The 25,872-nt window shown below is 47.4% G+C and carries 23 protein-coding genes and 1 pseudogene; 22 read left to right on the plus strand and 2 right to left on the minus strand.

Translation table 11 applies throughout. The features are described 5' to 3' along the window. Positions 1–108: 108 nt before the first annotated feature. The 9 genes from GCWU000341_RS03720 to guaA all read left to right on the plus strand — a co-directional run bounded on the left by GCWU000341_RS03720 (position 109) and on the right by guaA (position 10,669). Positions 109–744 carry a hypothetical protein gene (locus GCWU000341_RS03720; RefSeq protein ID WP_009214401.1) on the plus strand — a complete coding sequence of 212 codons (636 nt, stop codon included), beginning with the start codon at positions 109–111 and terminating at the stop codon, positions 742–744. Between the two features lie 403 nt (positions 745–1,147). Beyond that, positions 1,148–2,614, plus strand: coding sequence for a proline reductase-associated electron transfer protein PrdC (gene prdC / locus GCWU000341_RS03725; RefSeq protein ID WP_009214405.1), 1,467 nt, complete (start codon positions 1,148–1,150; stop codon positions 2,612–2,614). Positions 2,615–2,716: 102 nt separating this feature from the next. Beyond that, positions 2,717–4,588, plus strand: a complete 1,872-nt coding sequence (gene prdA, locus GCWU000341_RS03730) for a D-proline reductase (dithiol) proprotein PrdA (RefSeq protein ID WP_040653050.1) — start codon at positions 2,717–2,719, stop codon at positions 4,586–4,588. 23 nt (positions 4,589–4,611) lie between these two features. Further along, positions 4,612–4,854 (plus strand): CBO2463/CBO2479 domain-containing protein, encoded by a 243-nt coding sequence (locus GCWU000341_RS03735; RefSeq protein ID WP_009214407.1) that lies wholly within the window; start codon positions 4,612–4,614, stop codon positions 4,852–4,854. 47 nt (positions 4,855–4,901) lie between these two features. Then, positions 4,902–5,627: a D-proline reductase (dithiol) protein PrdB gene (gene prdB, locus GCWU000341_RS13020; protein WP_081443126.1), complete on the plus strand. Its 726-nt coding sequence runs from the start codon at positions 4,902–4,904 to the stop codon at positions 5,625–5,627. A gap of 149 nt (positions 5,628–5,776) precedes the next feature. Then, a complete protein-coding gene (gene prdD, locus GCWU000341_RS03750) occupies positions 5,777–6,553 on the plus strand; it encodes a proline reductase cluster protein PrdD (RefSeq protein WP_036600621.1) in 777 nt (258 codons plus the stop codon). 39 nt (positions 6,554–6,592) lie between these two features. After that, entirely contained in the window at positions 6,593–7,069 is a 477-nt protein-coding gene (locus GCWU000341_RS03755; protein WP_009214411.1) for a glycine/sarcosine/betaine reductase component B subunit, read from the plus strand. Then, positions 7,059–9,005: a selenocysteine-specific translation elongation factor gene (selB, locus tag GCWU000341_RS03760; RefSeq protein WP_009214412.1), complete on the plus strand. Its 1,947-nt coding sequence runs from the start codon at positions 7,059–7,061 to the stop codon at positions 9,003–9,005. Before GCWU000341_RS03755 ends, selB begins: the two co-directional genes overlap by 11 nt. Positions 9,006–9,127: 122 nt before the next feature. Then, on the plus strand, positions 9,128–10,669 hold the full coding sequence (guaA, locus tag GCWU000341_RS03765; RefSeq protein ID WP_009214413.1) for a glutamine-hydrolyzing GMP synthase: 1,542 nt from the start codon (positions 9,128–9,130) through the stop codon (positions 10,667–10,669). Positions 10,670–10,781: 112 nt separating this feature from the next. On the opposite strand, the gene GCWU000341_RS12555 is transcribed toward guaA, so the two are convergent. Continuing rightward, on the minus strand, positions 10,782–11,333 hold the full coding sequence (locus tag GCWU000341_RS12555; protein WP_009214414.1) for a helix-turn-helix domain-containing protein: 552 nt from the start codon (positions 11,331–11,333) through the stop codon (positions 10,782–10,784). 518 nt (positions 11,334–11,851) lie between these two features. Between GCWU000341_RS12555 and GCWU000341_RS03775 the strand changes: the two genes are divergently transcribed. The 12 genes and pseudogenes from GCWU000341_RS03775 (at position 11,852) to GCWU000341_RS03815 (ending at position 23,898) form a co-directional block, all read left to right on the plus strand. Continuing rightward, complete coding sequence (locus GCWU000341_RS03775) at positions 11,852–12,052, plus strand: hypothetical protein (protein ID WP_009214415.1); 201 nt, start codon at positions 11,852–11,854, stop codon at positions 12,050–12,052. Positions 12,053–12,109: 57 nt separating this feature from the next. Next, complete coding sequence (locus tag GCWU000341_RS12560; RefSeq protein ID WP_009214416.1) at positions 12,110–12,544, plus strand: Arm DNA-binding domain-containing protein; 435 nt, start codon at positions 12,110–12,112, stop codon at positions 12,542–12,544. 3 nt (positions 12,545–12,547) lie between these two features. Next, on the plus strand, positions 12,548–12,808 hold the full coding sequence (locus GCWU000341_RS12565) for a tyrosine-type recombinase/integrase (RefSeq protein ID WP_009214417.1): 261 nt from the start codon (positions 12,548–12,550) through the stop codon (positions 12,806–12,808). A 201-nt stretch (positions 12,809–13,009) separates the two neighbouring features. After that, the gene (locus tag GCWU000341_RS03785; RefSeq protein WP_009214419.1) at positions 13,010–13,354 is read left to right on the plus strand and encodes a hypothetical protein; all 345 of its coding nucleotides are present in this window, start codon (positions 13,010–13,012) and stop codon (positions 13,352–13,354) included. A 186-nt stretch (positions 13,355–13,540) separates the two neighbouring features. Next, entirely contained in the window at positions 13,541–14,599 is a 1,059-nt protein-coding gene (locus tag GCWU000341_RS03790) for a Fic family protein (protein WP_009214420.1), read from the plus strand. 12 nt (positions 14,600–14,611) lie between these two features. Continuing rightward, positions 14,612–16,111 carry a class I SAM-dependent DNA methyltransferase gene (locus GCWU000341_RS03795; protein ID WP_009214421.1) on the plus strand — a complete coding sequence of 500 codons (1,500 nt, stop codon included), beginning with the start codon at positions 14,612–14,614 and terminating at the stop codon, positions 16,109–16,111. Positions 16,112–16,159: 48 nt separating this feature from the next. Further along, positions 16,160–17,317, plus strand: coding sequence for a restriction endonuclease subunit S (locus GCWU000341_RS03800; RefSeq protein ID WP_009214422.1), 1,158 nt, complete (start codon positions 16,160–16,162; stop codon positions 17,315–17,317). Positions 17,318–17,481: 164 nt separating this feature from the next. Beyond that, positions 17,482–17,637: a hypothetical protein gene (locus GCWU000341_RS13425; protein ID WP_009214423.1), complete on the plus strand. Its 156-nt coding sequence runs from the start codon at positions 17,482–17,484 to the stop codon at positions 17,635–17,637. A gap of 3 nt (positions 17,638–17,640) precedes the next feature. Further along, positions 17,641–18,165: a super-infection exclusion protein B gene (locus GCWU000341_RS03805; RefSeq protein WP_009214424.1), complete on the plus strand. Its 525-nt coding sequence runs from the start codon at positions 17,641–17,643 to the stop codon at positions 18,163–18,165. 116 nt (positions 18,166–18,281) lie between these two features. Then, a pseudogene (locus GCWU000341_RS14445) lies at positions 18,282–18,353 on the plus strand (HNH endonuclease signature motif containing protein); the annotation flags it as partial. A 27-nt stretch (positions 18,354–18,380) separates the two neighbouring features. After that, positions 18,381–21,671: a DEAD/DEAH box helicase family protein gene (locus tag GCWU000341_RS03810; RefSeq protein WP_009214425.1), complete on the plus strand. Its 3,291-nt coding sequence runs from the start codon at positions 18,381–18,383 to the stop codon at positions 21,669–21,671. A gap of 40 nt (positions 21,672–21,711) precedes the next feature. Then, the gene (locus tag GCWU000341_RS03815; protein WP_009214426.1) at positions 21,712–23,898 is read left to right on the plus strand and encodes a serine/threonine-protein kinase; all 2,187 of its coding nucleotides are present in this window, start codon (positions 21,712–21,714) and stop codon (positions 23,896–23,898) included. Between the two features lie 305 nt (positions 23,899–24,203). On the opposite strand, the gene GCWU000341_RS03820 is transcribed toward GCWU000341_RS03815, so the two are convergent. Next, positions 24,204–24,665: a helix-turn-helix domain-containing protein gene (locus GCWU000341_RS03820; RefSeq protein WP_040653055.1), complete on the minus strand. Its 462-nt coding sequence runs from the start codon at positions 24,663–24,665 to the stop codon at positions 24,204–24,206. 258 nt (positions 24,666–24,923) lie between these two features. Here GCWU000341_RS03820 and GCWU000341_RS03825 point away from each other — a divergent pair. Beyond that, positions 24,924–25,872: helix-turn-helix domain-containing protein (locus GCWU000341_RS03825; RefSeq protein ID WP_009214428.1), on the plus strand; the 949-nt coding region annotated here is incomplete at its 3' end.

The following is a 25,872-nucleotide window of genomic DNA, read 5'->3' on the forward strand; positions in this document are numbered from 1 at the left end:
TCAAGCGGAATTCGCGCTGCGCTTCCTGCCCTTAAAATGCCCGGATTCTCGGAGGGGAGGGGGGGAGTGGGACGGGGGGAGCATAGTGGATAGGGAGAGGAGAAGTCCATGATTATACTGGAGCGGACCGCTGTCATGAATCTCGAGAATGCGATGAGGGGGGCGAGAAATCCAATGAACTCCTGGAAGAACTCGGATTCCTTTTATGACGAAGAGGGGAATTATATTCTGGGAGAAAATGACCTCTCCCTTGCAAGGCGGCTCAGGCTCGCGGGTTCGGATCACCGGAAGTTCATAAGGCAGATCTTCGTCTCTGTGGATGTCACCGCACCGCTCTACTGGTGGAAGGAATATGACACCTATAAGGTCGCGACCGTCGCAAACTCCACCTCCACCATGCACAGGATTCACGCGAAGCCCTTCTCGCTCGAGGATTTCTCCCATGATAAGATGAGCGGGGAGGCGCTCTCCCTCTTCCGGGACTATATTTCGAAGCTTGAGAAAATCCGCCTCCGCTATCTGGAGGGGGGAAAGAAAAAAGAGGACTGGTATGATCTCATCCAGCTCCTCCCGAGCTCCTATCATCAGCTTCGCACCCTGAGCATGGACTACGAGACCTTGGTCAATATCTATTTTGCGAGGAGGTCGCACAAGCTTTTCGAGTGGCACCGCTTCTGTGAGTGGATCGAGACGCTCCCCTACGCGGAGGAGCTCATCCTCGCGGAGAAGAGGCTGCATCCATAGCTTAGGGACTACGCGGCTTCCCCCGGGAGGCATCAGCAGGAATGAATGAGGGCTTCCCGTGTCGGAACAGCCGGCCGGAAGAGCAGAAGTATTCCCGGGGTTCAAGATATTTTGACGAAAAGATGGGGATGCTCAATGGGATTTATGGGAATTTTCTATAAAGGCCGGAGGGGCTTGATAAAACAGGAGATTCGCGATATATTTAGCACGAATCAACAAGGAATCTTAATGGAACGAAAGATCATTGATAGAAAATTCTGATTATTTCGTCAGCTGCTTTTGCTTTTTCAGAGAGCCGCAGTCAGGTTGAGTCAATGGGGATGCAGCTCCCCGCGGGGAGAGGGCTTCTCGGGAAACCCTTTTCGGGCGGGATGGAGATAAAGGAGAATGGAGGAGAGCCCGGATGGGGAAGGGGTACAAAACAATACTTCTGAAGCAGCATATCGGCGCGCCTGCCACAGCGCTTGTATCAGTGGGAGATGAGGTTCGGCCCGGCAGCCTTCTCGCAAAGCCGGAGAAGCTCGGAGCCCGCATCTTTTCCAGCACGGCAGGCAGGGTGAAGGAGCTGACGGATTCCGCAGTCGTGATCGAAGAGAGCGGGGAGCAGCCGGAGGATTTTGTGAAGATCGAGCCGGAGGACGAGGAGCTTCTCTCCTTCGTGAGAGCGGCCGGCGTCGTCGGCATGGGCGGCGCGGGGTTCCCGACGGATGTCAAGCTGAAGCTCGACTTGAAGAATGGCTATGTCCTTGTCAATGCGGCGGAGTGTGAGCCGCTGCTCGCCCACAACATGAAGCAGATCATGGAGCAGTGCGAGAAGACGCTCCGCGGCGTCGAGTACTGCATGAAGATAACGCATGCTCCGCAGGCGGTGATCGCGATCAAGGCGAAGCATAAGAGAGAGATCGAGGAGCTGAAGAAATACCTCCCGGAGCACCCGGGCATCGGAATCCACCTCCTCCCGGATCTCTATCCGATGGGAGAGGAGCGCGCCGTGGTCCGCGAGGTCCTCGGAAAGCTGCTGCCTCCGACGGCTCTTCCCTCCGCGGCGGATGCCGTGGTCATCAATGTGGAGACCGTGCTGAGAGTGGCGGAGGCGATCGAGGACAGACGGCCGGTTTTCACGAAGAACCTGACGGTCGCGGGAAAGCTGAAGAGAGGCACGGAGTCCCAGGTCTTCCAGGATGTTCCGATCGGAACGACCGTCGGAGAGCTGATCGAGAGAGCCGGGGGCATCGACGGAGAGTACGGGGAGATCATCCTCGGCGGACCGTTCACCGGACATGCGGTGGGGATGGATGAGCCGATCACAAAGACGACAGGCGGGATCATCGTGACGGAGCCCTTCCCGGATCTGAAAAAGGCAAAGCTCGGGCTTCTCCTCTGCGCCTGCGGCGGAAATCGGGAGAGGATGGAGGACCTCGCGAAAAAGTACAACGCGGTGGTCACGGAGGTCCAGGCCTGCAAGCAGGCGGTAGATGTGAAGGGCACATTAAAGTGTGAGAACCCCGGAAACTGCCCCGGCCAGGCGCAGAAGTGCCTGAATTTCAAGAAGGCCGGCTGCACCGACATCCTGATCGGGAACTGCAGCGACTGCACCAATACCGTCATGGGATCGGCCCCGAAGCTGGGGCTCGTCGTACACCATCAGACGGACCATGTCTTCGAGACGGTGGGGATGGAGCCGATGCGCTATCTCACAAAGTCGAAGAAGGTCGAAGAGGAAGCGGAGGAGGCGGTGAAGGAAGCCGCGCCCTCGGAGCCTCAGGGCGGAGAAGAGAGCCAGGAGCAGGACTACGTCTTCCGGACGGAGGATGGCTGCTTCAGTATCCATATAGGTTCCGGAAGAGATATCCACATCGAAGTCGTCTGATGGACGGCAGAATCCGGGGCGGCGGACAGCGCTTTGCCGCGCCGGATGGCGAGGGATAGAGTCACAGGGAATCAGAGCAGCGGGAAAGGAAGGAAAGGTTTTATGTCTATTTCGGCAGAATATGCGGAGAGTCACAAGGACAGCCCGGCAGTGCTTTGCTGCCGTGCAGAGGAAGGTGTGATTCTCTCCAGTCACAATCTGGAGGATCCGGAGATCTTTGATGAGCTCGTGGATTCCGGACTTCTCAATCTGAAGGGAGCGCTGAAGATCGGCGAGGTTCTGGGAGGAAAGCTCTTAAAGACCTGTGATTCCCTGACGCCGCTCACCGCGGATCTCGTGGAGAGATCGGCGGAGAGCTTTGCAGAGGAGAAGAAGGAGGCGGAGGCCCCCGCTGCGGCAGAGCCTGCAGCAGCGCCCGCGCCGGTACAGGGGAGCGCTCCCCTGGCAGCAGGCGGCACACTGAAGATTCATATCGGAGAGGGGAAGGGGATCGACATTCAGATCCCGATGGGGATCGCTGCGGCAGCGGCTCCCGCCGCAGGACGGAGCGCGGCGGCTGCCGGACAGGCTCTTCCCGCGCTGCCCCAGGCCGAGGCGTCTGAGAAGGAGGAGGATATCCTCGTCCGAAGCCTCACGAGAAAGCATTTTAAGATCACAGAGGTCCGGAGAGGTCCGGAGACGAAGTTGGAGGGCACGGTCCTTACGATCCGCGAGGGGATTGAGAAGGAAGCGGTCGACTCCCAGGATATCGTGCTGGATCTGAAGATCGACATCATCACCCCCGATCAGTACCATACCTTCTCCAACACGATCATGGATGTGCAGCCGATCGCGGTGAAGGAGGGAGAGGATGAGCTCGGAAGCGGCGTGACCAGAGTCTTCGACGATGTCGTCATGGTCGTATCCGGGACGGATGAGAACGGCGTTCAGATCGGTGAGTTCGGCTCCTCCGAGGGCTTCCTCGATGAGAATATCATGTGGGGCCGCCCCGGTGCGCCGGACAAGGGAGACATCTTCATCAAGACCAATGTCACGATCAAGGCGAAGATGAACATGGAGCGCCCGGGCCCCTTGGCAGCGCACAGCGCGACGGATGTCATCACCCAGGAGATCCGCGAGGCCCTGAAGAAGGCAGATGAGAGTCTCGTCGTCGGGACGGAGACCTTTGAGCAGCACAGGCACCCCGGAAAGAAGAAGGTCGTCGTCGTAAAGGAGATCATGGGACAGGGAGCGATGCATGACAACCTCCTCCTCCCGGTCGAGCCGGTCGGCGTCCTGGGGGCGCGCCCGAACGTAGACCTCGGAAATGTCCCGGTCGTCGTATCTCCACTCGAACTTCTGGACGGCTGCATCCACGCACTGACCTGTATCGGGCCGGCGTCGAAGGAGATGTCCCGCCATTACTGGAGGGAGCCGCTTGTCCTGGAGGCGCTCTATGACAAGGAGATCGACTTCGCGGGCGTGGTGCTCGTCGGATCCCCGCAGATCAATGCGGAGAAGTTCTATGTCTCCCGCAGAGTCGGCATGACACTGGAGGTCATCGGAGCGGACGGCGCGTTCGTCACCACCGAGGGCTTCGGAAATAACCATATCGACTTCGCAAGCCACATCGAGCAGATCGGAAAGCGCGGCATCCACGTCGTCGGAATGTCCTTCTGCGCGAACCAGGGCGCACTCGTCGTCGGAAACAAGTACATGACCGCGATGGTGGACAACAACAAGTCCGAGGGAGGCATCGAGAACGAGATTCTCGCGAACAATACTCTCTGCCCGGAGGATGCGGTCCGCGCGATGTATATGCTGAAGGCTGAGATGTCCGGTGAGGAGATCAAGAAGGCGGAGAAGAAGTGGAATCCGAGCGTCAAGTCGCAGAATGAGGAGCTGATCTCCAATGTCACAGGAAAGCCTGTCGAGCTTGTGGAGAATGAGACCTCTCTTCCCATGAGCGAGAAGTTCAAGGAAAAGTACATGTAATTCGGCGGGAAGGCTGGAAAGATATGCCGAAATACATGGACAAAATCATAGACATGGAGGGGATCATCGTGGAGGTGCATGATGGTTCCGTGGGCATTGACCTGAAAGGAAGGCTCGGCTATCTGGAGATCCCGATGAGGATGCTCATCACGGATTATGAACCAAAGGTCGGGCAGGAGGTCGGCTTTCGCATGAGCTTCATCGAACAGCTCGGCCCGGAGGTCAATGAAAAGTACGTCTGTAATCTCCGCCATAGAGGTCATTGACCGAAGGAGCGGAGGATTACATAAAAATCTATGAAAGGAGAAAAGACATGGGCTTTACAGTAGTAAAGGGGCTCCAGTCCGAGATCTTCGTACCGGTCACGCCTCCTCCTGTATGGGCTCCGGTCACAAAGCCGCTGAATCAGATGAAGATCGCGATTGCCACGGCGGCCGGTGTCCACTGGAAAGAGGACAAGCGCTTTAACCTGGCCGGCGACTTCAGCTACAGGATCATCAAGGATACGATGCCCTCCAGCGATCTGATGGTGTCTCACGGCGGATATGATAACAGTGATGTCAATAAAGATATCAACTGTATGTTCCCGATTGACCGTCTGCATGAGCTCGCGCGTGACGGCGTCATCGGCAGTGTAGCTCCGGTACACGTCGGTTTCATGGGCGGCGGCGGAAATCAGGAAAAGTTCAAAAACGAAACGGGACCTGCGATCGCGAAGATCTTAAAGGATGAAGGCGTTGACGCTGTAATCCTCACCGCTGGCTGAGGAACCTGTCATCGTTCTGCCGTGCTTGTGCAGAGAGCGATCGAGGCAGCGGGCATTCCGACAATCATCATTGCCGCGCTTCCTCCTGTCGTAAGACAGACCGGTTCTCCGAGAGCAGTTGCTCCTCTCGTTCCGATGGGTGCAAATGCCGGTGAGCCAAATAACAGGGAAATGCAGTATAATATTGTAAAGGATACTTTAGAGCAGCTCGAGAAGATCGAGTCAGCAGGAAAGGTAGTTCCGTTACCGTATGAATACGCAGCAAAAGTATAAGTGATCCGCGAGGCCGGATGCATGGGATCCATCCATGTATCCGGCTTCGCCTGTGACAGCGCTTTCTCCGCCGGATTTTCCGAAAGGAGAGGCATCGGGGTATTTTTCGGAGGATGCCGCGGGAGAGCGAAGAAGAGAGGAGAGACAGCATGGACGGAGAAATCGTATTCCGCCAGCTTTGCATCAAGGCCTATCATGTATCGGAGGTGGAGGAGTCCGAGCGCTTTTCTCTGAAACAGAGAGAGGATGGGAGCTATCTGCTCTCGCTGAATCCCGCCGCGCTCTCGGAGTTTAGGAAGGAGGAGCCGCTGATCACGGATGCGAGGCTCAGCATCCTTCCTCCCGGAAAGAGACACATCCCGGTGAATTCCATCATGGATGTCATTCCGATCTCCGCGAAGGTGCTCGGGAGACTCGGAGAGGGCATCACGCATACATTGACCGGCGTCTATGTGGTGCTGACAGGGGCGGATACGGAGGGAAATCCCATCAGCGCCTTCGGAAACTCGGACGGGATGCTGGATGAGCATATGATCTTCGGACGGGCGGGCACACCGGGAGAGGACGACATCATTCTCCTTTTGGATGTGACGCTGAAGGCGATGGAGGGCTATCACAGGACAGGACCGGATGCGGTCCACCGTCTCTGCGACCGCTTCTGCCAGGAGATCCGGGAGAAGCTTAAGAAGCTGAACCCCGGGAAATTCACCGAGAAGCACAGCTACCAGGACATCGCCCGGCCGGGAAAGAAGAAGGTCGCACTCGTGAAGCTCGTGTCCGGCCAGGGGGCGATGTATGATACGCACTTTCTCGCGAAGGAGCCCTCGGCCTTTCTGGGCGGGAGATCCATCATTGATATCACAGGCGCTCCGATGATACTGTCTCCCAATGAGTACCGGGACGGAGCGATCCGCGCGCTCTACTAGGGGAGATTCAGAGCTTCCCCGGGGAAGAAGGGAGGAATTATGGGGATCGGACCCTCTACAAAGGAAACCACACTTCATCATTTCAGAGATCCGCTGCTTTCGGTTCTCTCTGAGGACCAGGACCTGGATCTTCTGGGGATCGTCATCGCCGGTATCCCGCAGGACAACGAGAATAAATATTTCACCGGAGAGCGCGTCGCCGCCTGGCTGGAGGCGATGAGGGCGGACGGCGCCGTCGTGAGCGAGGACAGCTGGGGAAACAGCAATGTGGACTTCGCCCACGCGATTGAGGAGATCGGGAAGCGGGGCATCTCCGTCGTCGGCGTCAGCTTCGTCGGGACGCAGGCCCAGTTTGTCGTGAGCAATGAGTACATGGATACGATCGTGGACATCAATAAGAGCGCGGAAGGGATTGAGACCAATGTGGTCGGAGAGAACAACCTGGACGAGCGGGATGCGAGGAAGGCCGCTGCACTTCTCAAGCTCAAGATGAGGAAGAGAGAAAATGGAAAATAGCGCTCCGGCGGGGGCGGAGGAGCACCCCATCATCGTCGGAACGGCGGGACATATCGACCACGGAAAGACAGCGCTCATCAAGGCGCTGACCGGCTGTGACACGGACCGGCTGGAGGAGGAGAAGCGGCGGGGCATCACGATCGAGCTCGGCTTCACCTCCTTTCGGGGAGCAGACGGACATATCATCGGTATCGTCGACACGCCGGGGCATGAGAAGTTCGTAAAGACCATGGCCGCCGGCGCAGTGGGCATGGATCTCGCTCTGCTTGTGATCTCCGCGGCAGAGGGGATCATGCCGCAGACCCGGGAGCATCTCTCGATCCTGGAGCTTTTGCAGATCCCGAAGCTCATCGTCGCGCTCACAAAGACAGACCTCGCAGGGCCGGAGCAGGTCTCTCTCCGGGAGGAGGAGATTCGGAGCTATCTCTCCGAAACGGCCTACGCGGGTGCCGGGATCTATCCGGTCTCCGCAAAGAGCGGGGAGGGAATTGCGGAGCTTTCGCGGGCGATCAGCGAGGGCGGGAGAGAGCTTAGGGGGAAATCCCCGGAGGGAGTCTTCCGCCTTCCGATCGACCGCGTTTTCTCGATCCCGGGCCAGGGCACGATCGTCACGGGGACCCTCCTCTCCGGCAGGATCCGAAATCAGGACAGCGCCATGATCTATCCCGAGGAGCGGCTCGTCAGGATCCGGAATGTCCAGGTCTACGGCGCGGACGCGGAGAGAGCGCTCGCAGGGGAACGCACTGCTCTGAATCTTTCGGGGATTGAAAAGCAGGAGCTGAGACGGGGCGCGGTCCTCGCAGAGCCGCATTCCATGCGCCCTTCCCTCCTCCTCGATGTGAGGATCCGCAGTCTGAATGACGCGGGGAGAAGCATCCGCCACAACGCGAACCTGGAGCTACTCCTCGGCACGGCGCATATCCGCGCGAAGCTCGTCCTTCTCAAGGCATCCCTGGAGGAGGTACGAAATGGAGAAAGCGAACTCGCGCAGCTTCAGCTGGAGGAGCCGGCCGCGGCGAGTCGGGGGGATCGCTTCATCCTCCGAGACGAGTCCATCCGGGAGACCCTCGGAGGAGGATGCATCATCGACCCCGTGCCAAGGGGAAAGCACCGGAGAGGGAGAGCCGCGTATCTTGAGCTCCTGGAGCTCGAGAGGGGGAGTCAGGATGCAGTCCTTCGGGAGAAGCTCCGTAGGAGCAGGGGAGGCTTTGTTTCCTTCTCCGCCTTAAAAAGGGAGATGCAGCTCCGGGATTCGGAGCTCTCTGAAATGGCAGAGGCGCTGAGACAAAAAGGAGAGCTTCGCATCCTTTCCTCCGGCCCGGAGCGCTATGTGTTCAGCGAGGAGCTTTTGGAGAAAAAGCTCGAAGAGCTGGAGAAGTATCTTGCGGACTTCCACAAAGCCTATCCCTATCGGGCGGGAGAAAAGCAGATGGTGCTTCGAAGCCGGATCTTTTCGGATTTCGATACGAAGCCTTATCTTTTGCTTCTCGATGCATGGAATGAGGAAAAGAGGATCTGGAAAAATAAGGACAGAGTATCCGCCGCGGGATATCGGGTAATAAAGGACGCGCGCTATACGGAGATCTCAAATCAGATCGTAAATTCCCTGCAAAAGACCGGACTTTCCTTTCTAAGGATCCGGGATATTTCCTTTCCAAAGGAGCTGGAGCCCTGGGTCAATGATGTTTCAGACTGCCTCTTCGATAAGAAGACCATCGTGAAGCTGGACGAGGAATACTGCACGCTGAACAGCATTTATAAGAAGCTCCTTCTTCTCTCCGAGCAGGAGCTTTCAGAGAGCGGGAAGCTCACGATCGACCGGCTGAGGGATGAGACGGGAATCTCCCGAAAAAACGCAAAAATCTTTTTCCGCACTCTGGATAGAAATCATATTACAAGGTACAATGGCATAGAGAGCGAGCGGGAACGTTTTTAGGTCCGGCTCTGCCGTCCCGATTGCAGCGACTCAGCCGGGCGTCCGCTCCCGGCGCGATATTTCCGAAGCGGAGAACAGCGTATTACGAAGATTTGCAGAGGCTTATAAAGAGGGGGAGAAGGATGGAGAAAGAACTGCTTGCCGTTCTGGATTTCGGCGGACAGTACAATCAGCTGATCGCGAGAAGGGTGCGGGATGAGGGCGTCTATGCGGAGATCTACCGCTCGGACATCGACCTCGAAAAGCTCCGTGAGCGCAGGCCGAAGGGCATCATCTTTACCGGGGGGCCGCAGTCCGTCTACCGGGAGGAGAGTCAGCACATAGACCCCCGGATCTTCGATATGGGGATCCCCATCCTGGGCTTTTGCTACGGGGCGCAGCTCATCGCCTACGAGCTTGGCGGAGAGGTGAAAAAGGCGCCGATCAGTGAATACGGGAGGACGGAGCTCTCGGTAGACCGAAGCGCGGGACTTTTCCGGGAGGTATCGGAGCGAACGAGCGTATGGATGTCTCATACCGATTATATCGCGAGGGCGCCGGAAGGGTTTTCTATCACCGGGAGCACGGAAAACTGCCCGATCGCTGCGATGGAGGATGAGAAGCGGGGCATCTATGCCCTTCAGTTCCATCCGGAGGTGCAGCACAGCGTGGAGGGGAGGAAGATGATCCACGCCTTCCTCTATGATATCTGCCATTTCCGCGGGGACTGGAGGATGGACAGCTTTGTCTCAGACCAGATCGAGGCGATCCGGGAGAAGGTCGGCGGAGGGAAGGTCCTGCTCGCGCTCTCCGGCGGCGTGGACAGCTCCGTCGCAGCGACGCTTTTGTCCAAGGCGATCGGGAGACAGCTCAGCTGCGTTTTTGTGGACCATGGCCTGCTTCGAAAGTACGAGGGGGATGAGGTGGAGGCCGTCTTCGGGTCGACGGGAAAGTACGATTTGAACTTTATCCGCGTCAATGCCGGTCCCTTGTATCTGGAGAAGCTGAAGGGAGTGGAGGAGCCGGAGCAGAAGAGGAGAATTATCGGAGAGCGGTTTATCCGCATTTTCGAGCAGGAGGCAAAGAAGATCGGAGCAGTAGACTTTCTCGCTCAGGGGACGATCTACGCGGATGTCGTAGAGTCCGGGCTCGGAAACGGCGCCGTCATCAAGTCCCATCACAATGTGGGAGGGCTTCCGAAGAATATCGAATTCCGCGGCATCATTGAGCCTCTCCGGGATCTCTTTAAGGACGAGGTGCGCCGCGTCGGTCTGGAGCTCGGGCTCCCGGAGTCCCTCGTCTATCGTCAGCCCTTTCCGGGGCCGGGACTCGGCGTCCGCATCATCGGAGAGGTCACGGAGGAAAAGCTCCGCATCGTCCGAGATGCCGATTTTATCTACCGGGAGGAAATTAAGAAGGCGGGGCTTGAAAGAAAGATCAGCCAGTATTTTGCAGCTCTGAGCAATATGCGCTCAGTCGGCGTCATGGGGGACTTCCGGACCTACGATTATGCCGTTGTGCTTCGCGCCGTCGAAACGGATGACTTTATGAGTGCGGAGTGTTCCAATATCCCCTTCGAGATTTTACAGAGAATCATGAACCGCATCGTAAACGAGGTCAAAGGGGTGAACCGCGTGCTCTATGACCTCAGCAGCAAGCCGCCGGGGACGATTGAGTTGGAGTAATACACGAAATCCCTACAAACCGTGAATTTAAGCGGGTTGTAGGGATTTTTTAATTGGCATTGGGTACGATTTGGGTACACTTTCATTATTCTTCGGAATTATACCCAATGACTTAATACTCATTCTTAGGATTCAAACCGATATGATCCATGAACTGATCGTGTGCTTTCTGTGCTTTCAGCTTATCGGGCCAGCGCTCAGATTCGGGATAAATATCCATCCAGAGGTTGAAGGCTTCTTCTGCCTTAATAAGGGCAAGACCTCTTTCGAAAACATCTTTTATCTTTTCGCATTCCTTAATTTCTTTTTGATATTCTTCATATCTTTCAAGCCAGGAACTCATTAACATGAGACTCCCAAAGGAAACAGCAATCTGATTATTGCCTTCCTTATCTTTGTATTCAACAAGTTCCCCACTATATTGACGGAAAATCTGAAAAAGCATGTGCATGGCTTTGACACCATCGAAATCAGCGCCGGTTAATGCTTCGACATTTACGTGTAATGCTTTAGCAAGTGCTTCGAGAGATTTTAGCTTAGGGTTTCTTCTGCCTGTTTCATAGGCACGGATATAGGCTTCGCTCACACCTACTTCATCGCCAAGCTGTTTAAGCGTCAGACCACGTTCCTTGCGGATACGCCTGATGTTTTCTCCAATAGTCATGATTTTATGCTCCTGTCGCTGTAATTATAAAACAAAAAAAATGTACTGTGCGTACCTTTTAGATAAATAATATATCATTTGATACGGAAATACAAGAAAAAGATATTGACACGTATCAAAAGATACGGAATATACAAAACAAAGAAACGTATTAAAAGATACGCATAGAATAAAACGAACGAATAACCGTTTATCGAACCTTGACAAGTGAATAAGGCGCAATCGGTTACACAGGTAACGAGCGATGCGGATCCCGCGCGAAGATGTCAATAGACGGAGCGAATAACGGGGAATTCCAAAATGAAGAAAAGGAATCTTCAATCGCAATGAAGGCCACAAATGATATTCCTTCCCAGCCACAACTTGAACGGTGAAAATCCGTCGCACGTAATGGGGGAAGCTTGGGGGAACTAATTCTCGGAGATGCTGAAAGGATGCATGTGTGATGGGAATCCTACCATCAGACCGGTTGTTGGAGACAGTAACAAAAAACTATTTTAAGAAAGGATAAAAACTATATGAATGAAAAACTTTATTACACTGCTGCAGAAATTGCGCAGAGGATAGGCGTTGGAAGAACAACTGCCTATGGAATCGTTAAACAAATGAATGAGGAGCTCAAGAGCCGTGGCTTCCTGGCAGTTCGAGGTAAGGTGCCTAAGGAATTCTTTGATGCAAAGTATTTCGGAGGAACAAGAGGTAAGGAGGTGAGTGCCTGATGGCGAGCAGTGCGAAGAGAGATCCAAACGGTACATGGCGAATTATAGATTTACTGATTGGACCGGAAAAAGCGTAAATCACAGAAACGTGGATTCAAAACCAAAAAGGAAGCGGAGGAATGGGTTGCTCACTTCAAGTATCAGCAGTCTTCAGATCCGAGTATGCCGCTTCGGGATTTTTGGAAGATTCACATGGAGGATATGGGTAAAAGACTCAAGGAAACTACCATAGAGAATAAAGAACATATATGGAGATGCAAAATTGAGCCGTATTTCGGAGATCTTCCCATAAATGAAATTACTCCGTCAAGGATTCGCCGGTGGCAGAGCGAGATGATTGAAAAAGGTTTTAAGCTGACTTATCTGAAGTCAATCAACAGCCAGCTCTCAGCAGTTATGAATTACGCGGTGAGATTTTATGACCTTCGTTCTAATCCTTGTTTGAAAGCGGGGAGCATGGGTAAGGGAAGAGCGGACGAAAGACCATACTAGACCTTGGAAGAATTCAATAAATTCAGTGATGCCATAAGTAATAAACACGAAGCATGGATGGGATTTCAGATTCTGTTTTGGACGGGGATCAGGGTTGGAGAGCTTCTGGCTTTGAAAGTGGAAGATATTGATCTTGAAGCCAGACTCATCAGAATTGATGAGTCGTACACAAGGCTAAAGAGCAAGGATATCATATCCTCTCCGAAAACAGAGAATTCTATCAGAACCATAGTCATCCATGAAGAACTTACGGAAGAATTGTAAAGTCAGAGAGTTCACGGATTTCGTTTCCGAACATGGTCTAATGGAAGCATTTAGGAAATTTATCAGACCAAAGTCCATGAAGGAAAAACTGGAAATCGGAAAGCAAAAATCTCGTAAGATGGAGATTCAAAAGAAAAACTTAACCGTAGTAACGAATAAAAAATATGATATCGCAATATAGTAGTGGGAAAGGATTTTAATATGAATGTATATGGAGTATTAACAATATCGGAAGAATTTGAGGAGCGTGATGACCACTCTTATGAAACCTTGAAAGAGGAAGGCATATTTGGACTTAAGCTAAAGTTCAGAGGGTGGTATCGAAAGGCATTTTCGATGGGCTTAATATGTTATTTTGAAACGGTTGATGGAAAACGATGTAAATTATTTTGCTTCCGACACGCTAAGAATGGTGAGGACCAATATCGTCCGAAGCTGTGCGAGGTTGATTTTGAAAAAGTCAAAGATGGCACTTGGTGGCGCTGTGCTGTTGAGAAAAATGAGAAGGGAAATTACACCTGGGTAGCTGCAGAAACGATGGAATGATGTAAAATGGGCGGGAGAGATAATTCTCCCGCCGGTTTTTTTAAATTACATCATCACTTGCTTAACTACATCATTCTCTAAAATTTGACGTAGTTAACATTGACAATGAGTATAATGAGTGTTATTATTTAAATGCATCATAAAATCCGCTTATGAGTGAATTGATGTTTGAATGAGGATATTGAAATGAGAAATTTTGATTACAGTAAAAAATGGGAAAAACTACTGACGCCAGAAATCGTGGCATTGCTTACGCAAATCCACGAGTATAAAGGCGAGCAGTCACTTTTTATAGAAGCAAAGGCAGATACACTGACCCAACTTGTGGAGATTGCAAAAATCCAGAGTACTGAGTCTTCCAATAAGATTGAAGGTATTTATACTTCTGATGCCAGATTGAAAGCTCTTGTAAAGGATAAGACTACACCTAAGACAAGAAATGAGCGTGAGATTGCCGGCTACAGGGATGTGCTTAATACCATCCATGAAAATCATGATTATATTTCAATCAGACCGAATATGATTCTTCAGTTACATAGAGATTTATACAAGTTTGAAGGATATGATATCGGCAGAAAATATAAAGCTGCTGACAATATCATTGAGGAGGAAGACGAAAAGGGGAACAAGTTTGTCAGATTTAGACCGGTCCCTGCTTGGGAGACACCTGAGTCAATTGAGAACCTTTGTAATGAATTTGATAAAGCTCTCGGTTCCGGGACAATAGATCCGCTTCTTCTGATACCGATGTTCATATTGGACTTTCTTTGTATCCATCCGTTTAATGACGGTAACGGCAGAATGAGTAGATTGCTCACATTGCTGATGCTATACAGAGCCGGATACATCGTAGGGAAATATATCAGTATCGAGCACCTGATTGAAAAGACAAAAGAATCATATTATGAATGCTTGCAGGAAAGCTCTCTTAACTGGCATGAAGACGAAAACAATTACGTTCCGTTTGTTCAGTATATGCTGGGCGTTGTAATTGCAGCATATAGAGATTTTTCTGACAGAGTACAGGTATTGGTTACAAGCGGACTTTCAAAACCGGAACGTGTGGCTGAACTGATTAAGAACACATACGGTGAGATCACAAAGTCTCAGATTATGGAAAAGTGTCCTGATATCAGCCGTATAACGGTAGAAAGAGCATTGTCTGAATTGTTGTCATCAGAAAGTATTATAAAGATCGGTGGCGGTAGATATACAAAATATGTTTGGAACAGAGACAAGGAATAAAGGAGAACGATAATGACCGGTGAACTTGGTAATAAGATTGATAGTTTATGGGAGATTTTTTGGAACGGAGGAATCACCAATCCGCTTGATGTTGTTGAGCAGATGACATACCTCATGTTTATAAAGGATTTGGATGATACAGACAACCTTCGTGCTAAGGAAGCTGCTATGCTGGGACTTCCGTATAAGAGCATATTCGCAGATGAGGTTGAAATCGGTGATCGAAAGATTGACGGCAATCAGCTTAAGTGGTCCACATTTCATGATTTTTCGGCACAGAGAATGTACGCGGTGGTTCAGGAGTGGGTATTTCCGTTTATTAAGAATCTTCACGGGGATAAGAACTCTGCGTACAGCAAATATATGGATGATGCAATCTTCAAGGTAAATACACCTTTGATGCTCTCCAAGATTGTGGATGCCATGGATGAGATTTATTCCATGATGGAAGAACTTCACCAGACAGATATCCGCGGGGATGTATATGAGTATCTTCTTTCCAAGATTGCTCAGTCCGGTGTTAACGGTCAATTTAGAACGCCGAGACATATTATCCGCATGATGGTAGAGATGATGGATCCTAAGCCGACAGATTCTATTTGTGATCCTGCTTGCGGAACCTCCGGATTCCTTGTTGCCAGTGGAGATTATCTCAGAGAAAAGTACAAGAAGGAAGTTCTTCTTGATAAGCAGAACAGAAATCATTTTATGAATGATATGTTCCACGGATATGACATGGACAGAACCATGCTTCGTATTGGGGCCATGAATATGATGACTCACGGGGTGGAGAATCCGTTTATAGAGTATCGTGACAGCTTATCGGATCAGAATCCTGATAAGGAGATGTATTCCCTTATTCTGGCAAATCCGCCTTTTAAGGGAAACCTTGACGCTGATACAGTATCAACGGATCTTCAGAAAGTTTGCAAGACTAAGAAAACAGAGCTATTATTCCTGGCGTTGTTCGTAAGGATGCTTAAAATAGGCGGCAGATGCGCATGCATCGTACCTGACGGAGTGCTCTTTGGTTCTTCCAATGCTCATAAGGCAATCAGAAAAGAAATAGTCGAAAATCAGCGACTTGAAGCGGTGATTTCGATGCCTTCCGGCGTATTTAAACCATACGCTGGAGTTTCCACCGGAATACTTATCTTCACGAAGACCGGTCACGGTGGAACAGATGATGTATGGTTCTATGATATGACAGCGGACGGATTCAGCCTTGATGATAAGCGAACTGAAATAAAGGATAATGACATTCAGGATATTATCAGCCGATTCAAGAATCTGGAGGCTGAAAAAGGCAGAAAACGTACAGATAAATCCTTCATGGTATCCAAGAAGGAGATTGCTGATAATGATTATGATCTTTCAATTAATAAATATAAAGAGGTTGAGTATGTTGCTGTAGAGTACCCGCCGACATCTGAGATTATGGCAAATATTAGAGAAATCGAGAAGCAGATAGGCAAGGAAATGGACGAGCTTGAAAAGCTTCTTAATGTGTAATAGTAGCGGTCTAATGGATAAAGAAAAATAAAGATTGTAGGGATATATATGAAAAAAAGAGCATTTACCGAGTGCGTCGAAATTGTTGGCAGCGCATGTAAGCAATATGATGGTGTAAAGAACTACATAAGTACTGGCGCTGTGGATGTGGATTATATAGTGTCGGACGAGATAGAACGATTCGAATTTGAAAATCGTCCTTCTAGAGCTAACCTTGAAGTCAATAAAGGTGATATTATTTTTGCAAAAATGCAGGGTACTAAAAAGACTCTTTTGATAGACGATGCATTATCGCAAAATATATATTCTACTGGGTTTTGCGCGGTGAGACCAAAGGATGACGTGCTTACAGATAGATGCTTATATCATTTGGTGACAAGTGAAATGTTTTTATCTCAAAAAGATAAGAATTGCTCAGGAGCAACACAGAAAGCGATTACAAACGCCGGCCTTGAGAAAATATTCATTAGGGTTCCTGATTACCATTTACAGGAAAGGATAGCAGATGAGTTGGATAAGCTTGCTGTTATTATTTCGAAAAGGAAAAACCAGCTAATCAAACTTGATGAATTAATCAATGCGCGGTTTGTTGAGATGTTTGGAGATCCGGTAAATAATGAAAAAAAATGGTCTACAAAGGCGCTGGAGGATGCCTGCAGGTCTATTGTCGATTGTCCTCATTCCACCCCAAACTATACGTCTGAAAACACTGGATTTATGTGCATTCGAACATCGATTGTCAAAAAAAATAGAATTATGTGGGATGATATAGAATTCATACCAGAGGAAGAGTATAAACAAAGGACTCAAAGAAAAAAGCCAGAGAAGGGAGATGTCGTCTATACTCGTGAAGGCGCGATTTTAGGGATAGCTGCCATTATAGACAGGGATTGCAATGTTGCACTTGGTCAGCGATCCATGCTCGTGTCACCTGATGATAAAATTTGCACGTCAGAATTTCTATCTGTAGCAATGAATTTTGATTCTTTTTTGAATAATGCGCTTAAGGGTATGAGCGGTTCGGCGTCGCCACATATCAATGTTGGCGATATTAAAACATTTAAAATGATTATGCCCCCAGTTAAACAGCAAGAAGAATTTTCGACTTTTGTAAAACAAATTGAGAAATCAAAAAATATAGTTGGCCAGGCATTGGAGGAAACGCAAGTCTTATTTAATAGTTTGATGCAAGAATATTTTGGATAGGTGAGTGTATGCAGGAATATTTACCATACGTTGTTTCTGTGCTGTGTGCATTCTTATCAGGAATTTTTAGTTATGCAATAGCAAGAAAACAGGCAAAAAATGATATAAAGATCATCACTAAGCAACATGAAGTTGATTTAGAGGCATTAGAGCGCAAGCATTAGATGGAGCTTGAAAAATTGAATTTGGAACATACGCATCAGTTGGAACTTCAACAAAAGGAATTTGAAGCGACTCTGAGTTCATCGTTGCTGACTGAAGCAATGAAAATACCAGAGATAAGACAACAGATTTCACAAGGAATGAAGAAAGGTAAATGATAGATGAGTGTATCAGTTGATAGCATAGCTGAAAAGACATTTGATAATTTTAAAAAAATAACGCCAGCTTTGGTAGCTGTTGCAATTTTGGCAGGACTGCTATTGTTTCTTCCTGAAAATGTTTTGGCGCGAATGAGCCTCAATGAACTGCCGGATTTATGGAAGCAAATTATTGGAATAGTGTTCCTGCTTAGCGTAGCGCTGATTTCTACGATGGTTGTTTTTTCAGTGATTTCTCAGATTACTGAAAAAAGGAGAAATAAGCGTATTAGAGCAAATTTGAGGAAAAAATATCAGACACTAAGTCCGAAACAAAAAACTATTATTTTACAGGTTTTGAGAAGCGAAGATAAAACTATATCACTGGACAAAAATTCTGGAGATACCATTTATTTGGTAAACAACTTGTTTTTGCACATGCCAGGGCAAGCTTTTACATTAGGATGGAATAATGAAATGATATTGACATATGTTCCTCAGCCTTGGTTGATCGAATTGTATAATGAAGAACCTGATTTGTTTAAGTAATCAGATTTGAGTCCTGGAAGGAGAGTTAGCATGCCTACAAAAGCCACCTGGCCATTATTTACATTATCTAAGAAAATGATTGGGAAGCGGATCATATTGTTCCATGAAGCAAAGGCGGCAATACTGAGATAGAGAACAGACAGGTATTGTGTCCGACTTGTAATTCGAAAAAGAGCGACACACTGTAAAATGCTTACTGGCAAGGAGGTAGTTACATGACCAATTTCGATTATTTGAAAAAGGAGGCAAAATTTAACACATTTTCTGATGTGGCGATTGCAGCTGAAAAAATATTATATATAGATCCTACCTCCTGCATAATTAACTGTCGTAGGGCAATGGAGTTTGCAATAAAGTGGATGTATTCCGTTGATGCATCCCTGACCATGCCTTATCAGGACAATCTGATAAGTCTTATGAGCACAGAAGAATTCAGGGATATTATCGATGATGACCTTATGAAACGTATGGACTTCATCCGTAAGATGGGGAATAATGCTGCTCATTCAAACAAGAAGATTACAGAGGATCAAGCTATCCTGTGTCTTGAAAATCTTCAGATTTTCTTTGATTTTGTATGCTATTGCTATGCAGATGAGTATGAAGAACATACCTTTGACAAGGCTCTCCTGGTAAAGGATGAAACAGCACAGTTTAATAATGATTTCCCGGATGTAGATATTGAAAAGCTCATTGAAGAGAATTCTGCGTTAAAGAAAGAATTGACTTCACGTCGTGAAGAACAGGTGGAGACCTACGTTCCGAAGCCGTTGGATCTTTCTGAGTATAAAACTCGTAAGATTTATATTGATGCAATGCTTATGGATGCGGGATGGAAGGAAGGCTCCGATTGGATCAATGAAGTAGAACTTCCTGGAATGCCGAACAAATCTGAAGTGAGATACGCTGATTATGTTCTTTATGACAATTCGCATAAACCGCTTGCCGTTATTGAGGCAAAAAGAACATGCGCCGACGTTTCAAAAGGGCATCGGCAGGCTAAACTCTATGCAGATCTTTTGGAAAAGCAATATAAGAGAAGACCTTGCGTTTTCTTAACAAATGGTTTCGAGACAAGAATCATAGATGGGCAATACCCCGAGAGAAAGGTTGCCGGCATTTATTCTAAAGCTGACCTTGAAAAGATGTTTAATCTCAGAAGGATGCGGACATCTCTTGATCATATAAATGTAGATGAGAAGATTGCCGGTCGTTACTATCAGGAGGCTGCTATAAAAGCGGTATGTGACAGCTTTGATAAGAAGAATCGTCGGAAAGCGCTTCTTGTCATGGCTACAGGATCCGGTAAGACAAGAACAGTAATAGAACTATGTCATGTGCTTCTAGATGCAGGATGGATTAAAAACATTCTCTTCTTAGCTGATAGAACATCTCTTGTAATACAGGCTAAGAGAGCATTTGTAAATAACTATGCTTCTCTTTCGGTTACAAATCTTTGCGAAGAAAAAGACAACTATAATGCCCACTGTGTATTTTCAACTTATCAGACAATGATGAGTTGTATCGATTCTGTAAAGGCTGAAGATCAAAAGCTGTTTACTAGCGGCCATTTTGACCTCGTGATATGTGATGAGGCTCATAGATCAATATATAACAAATATAGAGATATCTTTACTTACTTTGATGCGCCACTTGTAGGTCTTACGGCTACTCCGAAGGATGATATTGATAAGAATACTTATGAGATATTTGAACTGGAACCAGGCGTTCCGACTTACGGTTATGAGCTTGGGCAGGCTGTAACCGATGGATATCTTGTGGATTTCTTGTCCGTAGAGACAAAGCTTAAGTTCATAGAGCAGGGAATCGTGTATGGAGATCTTTCTGAGGAAGATAAAGCAATTTATGAAAGTACTTTTGAAATGGAAGACGGAGATGTTCCGGAAGCCATAAGTTCATCAGCACTTAACTCATGGATTTTTAACGAAGATACCATTCGTCAGGTGCTTCATACCGTTATGACAGAGGGCATTAAGATAGATTATGGACAGAAGCTTGGAAAGACTATCATCTTTGCAAAGAATCATGATCACGCAGAAAAGATCCTTGAGATATTTAATAAGGATTATCCGCACTTAAACGGATTTGCACAGATTATTGATAACAGGATTAATTATGCCCAGACATTGATAGATGAGTTCTCGGAGCCTAAAAAACTTCCGCAGATAGCGATATCCGTAGATATGATGGATACCGGTATCGATGTACCGGAAGTATTGAATCTTGTTTTTTTCAAGAAAGTAATGAGTTACGCTAAGTTCTGGCAGATGATTGGTCGAGGAACCAGACTTTGTCCGGGACTTATAGATGGTGAAGATAAGAGCAAGTTTTATATATTTGACTTTTGTGGGAATTTTGAATTCTTCCGCATGAGTAAAGGAAAACCTACAGCCAATATGATTGCCCTTCAGGGAGCCATCTTTAATCTACAGTTTGAGATTGCTTATAAACTGCAAGATCTGGATTACCAGGTAGACAGGCTTATAGCATATCGTAACGCATTGGTAGAGATGATGACCGGAAAGGTGCAGGAGCTCCCTCGTGAAAACTTTGCGGTAAGGCAACATTTGAAATATGTTGATTTATATTCGGTTGAGACAAATTATCAGACACTGACGTATGAAGATACGTTACTTGTCAGGGAAGAGTTGGCTCCGCTGATTCTTCCGAACGATGACGAGGCAAGTGCGGTACGTTTTGATGCGCTTATGTATGGCATAGAGCTTGCATATCTTGTTGGCAAGAAATATGGCAGAGCCCGTAGCGACCTGTTTAAACGTGTCAGGGGCATTGCAAGTGTTGCAAATATTCCTGAAATAAAAGTGCAGGCAGAACTTATCGATAAGATTCTTCATACGGATTATATCGATAACTGTGGCATCAACGAGTTTGAGGAAATCAGAGAAAAACTTCGTAATCTTATGAAGTATATTCCTCATACGAAGCTTCGTTATGATACGAACTTTGAGGATGATATCCTTGATATTTCATGGAAGGAATCAGAACTTGAGAATGATGACCTGAAGAATTACAAGGCAAAAGCAGAGTACTACATCCGTGAACATCAGGATAACGAGGCAATTAAGAAACTTAAGTCCAACATACCGCTGTCGCATTGTGATATTGAGGCATTGGAAAAGGTACTTTGGTCAGAACTTGGCACCAAGGAAGAATATGAGCAGGAATATGGATCTAAGCCTCTGGGCGAGCTCGTTCGTGAAATTGTCGGTCTTGATATGAATGCTGCTAAGGCGGCATTTTCAGAGTACCTGGAGAGCAACAACCTTGATAGCCGGCAGATATACTTTGTGAACCAGATTGTAGAGTATATCGTTCACAATGGCATGATGAAGGATCTGTCCGTTCTTCAAGAATCTCCGTTTACAGATCAGGGCAGCGTAGTTGAGATATTTACGGACCTCAATGTCTGGATGGGAATCCGGAAGGTAATAGAAAGCATAAATGATAACGCGATAGCGGCGTAAATAGTAAAGGAGAATGGCTTAAAAGGCCTGTTGGTGAAAAATGAAGGCTGGAGATATTATTGCTGGAAAGTGGCTAGTAAAGGCTGAAGGTGAAGGGGGAGGCCAAGGAACTGTATATAAGGTAGTAGAACAAGATGCAAGTGAAGAGGAATATGCATTAAAGTTTTTGCATAAACAAAAAGATCAAGAGCGTAGAGAGAGAATGCATTATGAGGTTCAGAATGTTTCTCAGTTGGATAGTGTTCATTTGATGAGGATTGTGGAATCAAATACGGATCAATATGAGGATGAAACGGTAAAACTGTATTATGTTGCAGACTTTATCGAAGGAATGTCCTTAGAAAAATATGTTGAATCACATGATACAGATTTTGATACGGCGCTAAACTTTTTTGTGGAATTGTTGAATGTTTTGTATTATTGTCATTCGAATAATATCATTCATAGAGATATTAAACCAGATAATATTATGTTACCAAATGGTGAACTGATGTCTTTTGTTCTTATAGATTTTGGATTATCGTTTAATCGTGAAGAGCAAGAGGGAATAACCGAAACAAATCAGCAGCTTGGGAACCGATTCATCCTTTTGCCGGAACTTGTGAGTGGGTCTTCTGAACAGAAGAGAATGCCACAGTCTGATATTACGCAGGCAGCTGCAGTGTTTTTATATATATTGACGGGGTGTATTCCAAATTCGTTGTTTGATGGTGAGGGAAAGCAACCGCATCTTAGACATCGGTGCCAAAGTGCTTTGCGCTCCAAAGTATTGGAAAGAAATGCGTGGGATAATATAAACTGTATTCTTAGTAGATGCTTTGCTAATAATGTTGAGGAACGTTATTCGGATGAAAAAGAATTGTTACGAGAAATTCAGAATATACATGAACGTCGCGTGACAGAGATTGGAGGAGATATAATGGTAATAAATGCTGAGATGTCCCAGAATACCAGTAATGGGCTTACTACTTTGCGATATTCTGAATTGATGAACAATTTAAATCCTTGTTTAGAAATATGTAATCCTGCGGGATTGCAGTTACCATTAGAGACAAATGTTGAACAGTTAATCACGTATGGAATCGCGTTGCCGAAACCTGTTCAAGCAAAAGTAGTAAAGTATTATATGGATGGGGATTTTGCAACTGCTACAGAGCATGTTTGGCCCAGGGCAATCAACATTCTTCGTAGAAGAATCCTGTCATTGGGCGAAGACTTTGTAGCAGATATGGTCGAGACAACCGATTTGGAGTATGTTAGAGAGTTGCCTGCGTACAAAGTTATAGAGTTGTCTAGTGAGCTCGGATTTATAGATAAGAAAGGGAAAAGACAACTTCTTAATGCTAATGAGTATTATAATTTTTTCCAAAATACAGAGGCTGACGATTATGAAGAAATGCCAAAGGATGAGGCAAATATAATAATAAAAAATGGGATTAAGTACATTTTATATAACAATGAAGATTCTTTTGGGCTTCAATTTAATGATTTTAGGGAGAAATTAAAAACAGGCAGAATATCAGAACTTTTTGAAGATGATGAGGTTATGTTTGAGTCATGCCCATATTTTTACTTGAAGATAACAGTTAGATCTTTGCTGAATTTGTTCTCTGATACGGAAGGAATTGAGTTCGATAATGTTTCTATCAACATGAATAGCTTCTTCCCGAAGGCATGGGGGCGGCTAAAGTTTGATGAGAGAAGAGCTCTTGCAGATATGTATTCAGATTATCAAAGTAACAGAGATTCTAAGCGCGTAAATGTACTTAGTAAAATAATGGTAGCCGTTCATGGATTTGATTATGTTAAAGAAAACGAAAGATTGCGTACATATATTGCAGTTGCACGTAAATTAAAAGATATTCATTTCTCAATGAATAATTTTTATAATGAGCCGAGCCAGATTAAGCTATTAGAGGATTTGGGAACGATAATTCCTTCATTGGCTTTAAAAGATTGTATAACAGCGATACTCTTTATAAAGTTAGGGAATCAGTATGGAACAAGTTGGTCTGCTGAAGATATAGCGGACAGGTTGTTAGCCCGATTAACAGAAACTGAATGGAGGACGTATTTGGAGCAGTATTTTAAGGAGGAAGAGGAGTTACAGGATTACATTACAAATTGCAATAAGATGAGGCAGAACTGGAAAAATGTTATTGCTACATACAAACTAAAGGAGTTAAATATTACTGATGTCATAGCAAAAAGATTTGTCTCCATTTAAGTTCCGTTTTGGGTACACTTTGGGTACAATAGCATTTGAACGGTATGAATATATCGAAAAGCGTATCAAATAATACGTATAAGAAATACGAAAAGAATAGAAAAAAACGGTTTGAATTTCCCGAGTAATTGAGCTAGAATAATATCTCACCTCTTAAAAAGCTTTATTTTATGCGGGGTTCAAGCAAAAATGCTTAAGCTGTGGCAACGTTTTGGCAACAGTATCTGACATCTGAATCATTCTAAAAAAGTAGCGCTGTCTGATTTACATCGTGTAAGTCAGGCAGCGCTATTTTTCTGTTCTTCCTATTTATCTTTTTTCCAATTTATGTAATGCGGGTAGTTTAGCTTCCAGTTGCTGTAGTCATCGAGCGAGGCGGAATCCTTCTGGTCCTGTTTCCAGGCTTCATACCAGTGCTGCATCATATCGAACAGCTCCGGATAATCCTTGCGGTGCCGGTCGAGCCGGATGCAGAGTTCTCCGTCGATCTCATCCACGTGCATCCCGTAGGTGTCTTCGAGATCGAACAAGGTGTACATGAGACCTATGTAGGTTCCGTAATCCACGGAAGAAATGGCATGTGGATTGACTTGCAGCACCTCGGCGATCTGCCGGATCAGATCGTCCTTGGGCTTTCTGGTTCCTGATTCATACTGCGCGATACGTACATCAGCGGATCGTTCCGGAAAACCCAGCGCGATGCCCAGTTCCTTCTGTGTCAGACCGCGCTGCATCCGTACGCGCCTGATCCGTTCACCTATTGTCATAAGCGGCTCCCTGCGAGTGAAATTAAACATAAAAGCTAAAGACAGTATACAGCGGAGAAAGGATAACATCAAGTTGAATTAAGCAAAAAAGTTTATAAATTTTCCAGTTGTTAATTGCTATTCGAAGTTCCACCTGGAAATCTGAAAGGTGGAACTTAATTCTTCCGAAGAATGGGATGGAAGTTAATTCTTCTGAAAAAGTATTATAATGGAGGTCTTGGTCCACCACCTGTTGCTCCGACCAGAACAGGAGGATCCATGACTAAATATAAGCAGCTTACCCTTGATAATCGGCTCTTGATCGAGGCCGGTCTCAAGGAGGGGAATTCCTTCAGGGGCATCGGCGAGAGGATCGGTAAGGACTGCTCCACCGTCTCGAAAGAGGTCCGCTCTCACCTGGTATTTAAGAAAAGCGGAGCCTACGGCAGGCCGTTCAATGACTGCATCAACCGCAAGGGATGCCGGATTTCCAGCGCCTGCAAGGCATGTTCACCGGAAAAGGCTCGGGTTCGTTACTGCTCTGTCTGCGGCAAGTGCACGACTTCCTGCACACTCTACAAGAAGGAAGAATGCCCCAGGCTGGCAAAACCTCCGTACGTCTGCAATGGATGCAGCCAACAGCGGCTCTGTACGCTTGAGAAGCGCTTCTACGATGGGGCAAAAGCCCAGATGGAATACCGTGACGTGCTCTCCGAGGCGCGTCAGGGAATCGCCCTCTCCGACGAGGAGCAAAAGCGACTGGACGATATCATTTCTCCCCTTCTGTTAAAAGGCCAGTCGCTGCACCATATCTGCCTGAACCATAAGGCAGAACTCATGGTCAGTGAACGGACGCTGTATACCTACATGGACGCAAACCTCTTCTCTGCCCGGAACATCGATATGCCGCGCAAGGTGAGGATGCATCCCCGCCGCAAAAGGCCGGATACCGTAAAAGTCGATCCCAGGTGTCGTGAAGGGCGCACTCTGGAAGATTTCAAGGTCTTTATGGATGAGAATCCGGACACCCCTTTGGTCGAGCTCGATTCGGCAGAGGGTACAAAAGGGAGGGCTGTCATGCTTACGATCACCTTCGTGACAGACGGCCTGCAGCTCGCTGTCCGACGAGAGCATAACGATTCTCAGTCGGTAACCGATCTCTTCCGCAGGCTGTATCTGGAACTTGGCCCGAACACGTTTCCCGATCTGTTCCCGGTACTTCTGGCGG

It is taken from the genome of Oribacterium sp. oral taxon 078 str. F0262, assembly GCF_000160135.1.
In the GTDB taxonomy this organism is placed as follows: Bacteria; Bacillota; Clostridia; order Lachnospirales; family Lachnospiraceae; genus Oribacterium.

Bases quoted from the DNA above. Each gene is read 5' to 3' on its own strand.
- prdC (WP_009214405.1), top strand. From the start codon at position 1,148: ATGGGGAAGGGGTACAAAACAATACTTCTGAAGCAGCATATCGGCGCG.
- guaA (WP_009214413.1), top strand. From the start codon at position 9,128: ATGGAGAAAGAACTGCTTGCCGTTCTGGATTTCGGCGGACAGTACAAT.
- GCWU000341_RS03805 (WP_009214424.1), top strand. From the start codon at position 17,641: ATGAGTGTATCAGTTGATAGCATAGCTGAAAAGACATTTGATAATTTT.
- GCWU000341_RS03755 (WP_009214411.1), top strand. From the start codon at position 6,593: ATGGGGATCGGACCCTCTACAAAGGAAACCACACTTCATCATTTCAGA.
- GCWU000341_RS03735 (WP_009214407.1), top strand. From the start codon at position 4,612: ATGCCGAAATACATGGACAAAATCATAGACATGGAGGGGATCATCGTG.
- GCWU000341_RS03795 (WP_009214421.1), top strand. From the start codon at position 14,612: ATGACCGGTGAACTTGGTAATAAGATTGATAGTTTATGGGAGATTTTT.
- GCWU000341_RS12555 (WP_009214414.1), bottom strand. From the start codon at position 11,333: ATGACTATTGGAGAAAACATCAGGCGTATCCGCAAGGAACGTGGTCTG.
- prdA (WP_040653050.1), top strand. From the start codon at position 2,717: ATGTCTATTTCGGCAGAATATGCGGAGAGTCACAAGGACAGCCCGGCA.
- GCWU000341_RS03800 (WP_009214422.1), top strand. From the start codon at position 16,160: ATGAAAAAAAGAGCATTTACCGAGTGCGTCGAAATTGTTGGCAGCGCA.
- GCWU000341_RS03815 (WP_009214426.1), top strand. From the start codon at position 21,712: ATGAAGGCTGGAGATATTATTGCTGGAAAGTGGCTAGTAAAGGCTGAA.
- GCWU000341_RS03775 (WP_009214415.1), top strand. From the start codon at position 11,852: ATGAATGAAAAACTTTATTACACTGCTGCAGAAATTGCGCAGAGGATA.
- GCWU000341_RS03810 (WP_009214425.1), top strand. From the start codon at position 18,381: ATGACCAATTTCGATTATTTGAAAAAGGAGGCAAAATTTAACACATTT.
- prdD (WP_036600621.1), top strand. From the start codon at position 5,777: ATGGACGGAGAAATCGTATTCCGCCAGCTTTGCATCAAGGCCTATCAT.
- GCWU000341_RS03820 (WP_040653055.1), bottom strand. From the start codon at position 24,665: ATGACAATAGGTGAACGGATCAGGCGCGTACGGATGCAGCGCGGTCTG.
- selB (WP_009214412.1), top strand. From the start codon at position 7,059: ATGGAAAATAGCGCTCCGGCGGGGGCGGAGGAGCACCCCATCATCGTC.
- GCWU000341_RS03720 (WP_009214401.1), top strand. From the start codon at position 109: ATGATTATACTGGAGCGGACCGCTGTCATGAATCTCGAGAATGCGATG.
- GCWU000341_RS13425 (WP_009214423.1), top strand. From the start codon at position 17,482: ATGGAGCTTGAAAAATTGAATTTGGAACATACGCATCAGTTGGAACTT.
- GCWU000341_RS03790 (WP_009214420.1), top strand. From the start codon at position 13,541: ATGAGAAATTTTGATTACAGTAAAAAATGGGAAAAACTACTGACGCCA.
- GCWU000341_RS03785 (WP_009214419.1), top strand. From the start codon at position 13,010: ATGAATGTATATGGAGTATTAACAATATCGGAAGAATTTGAGGAGCGT.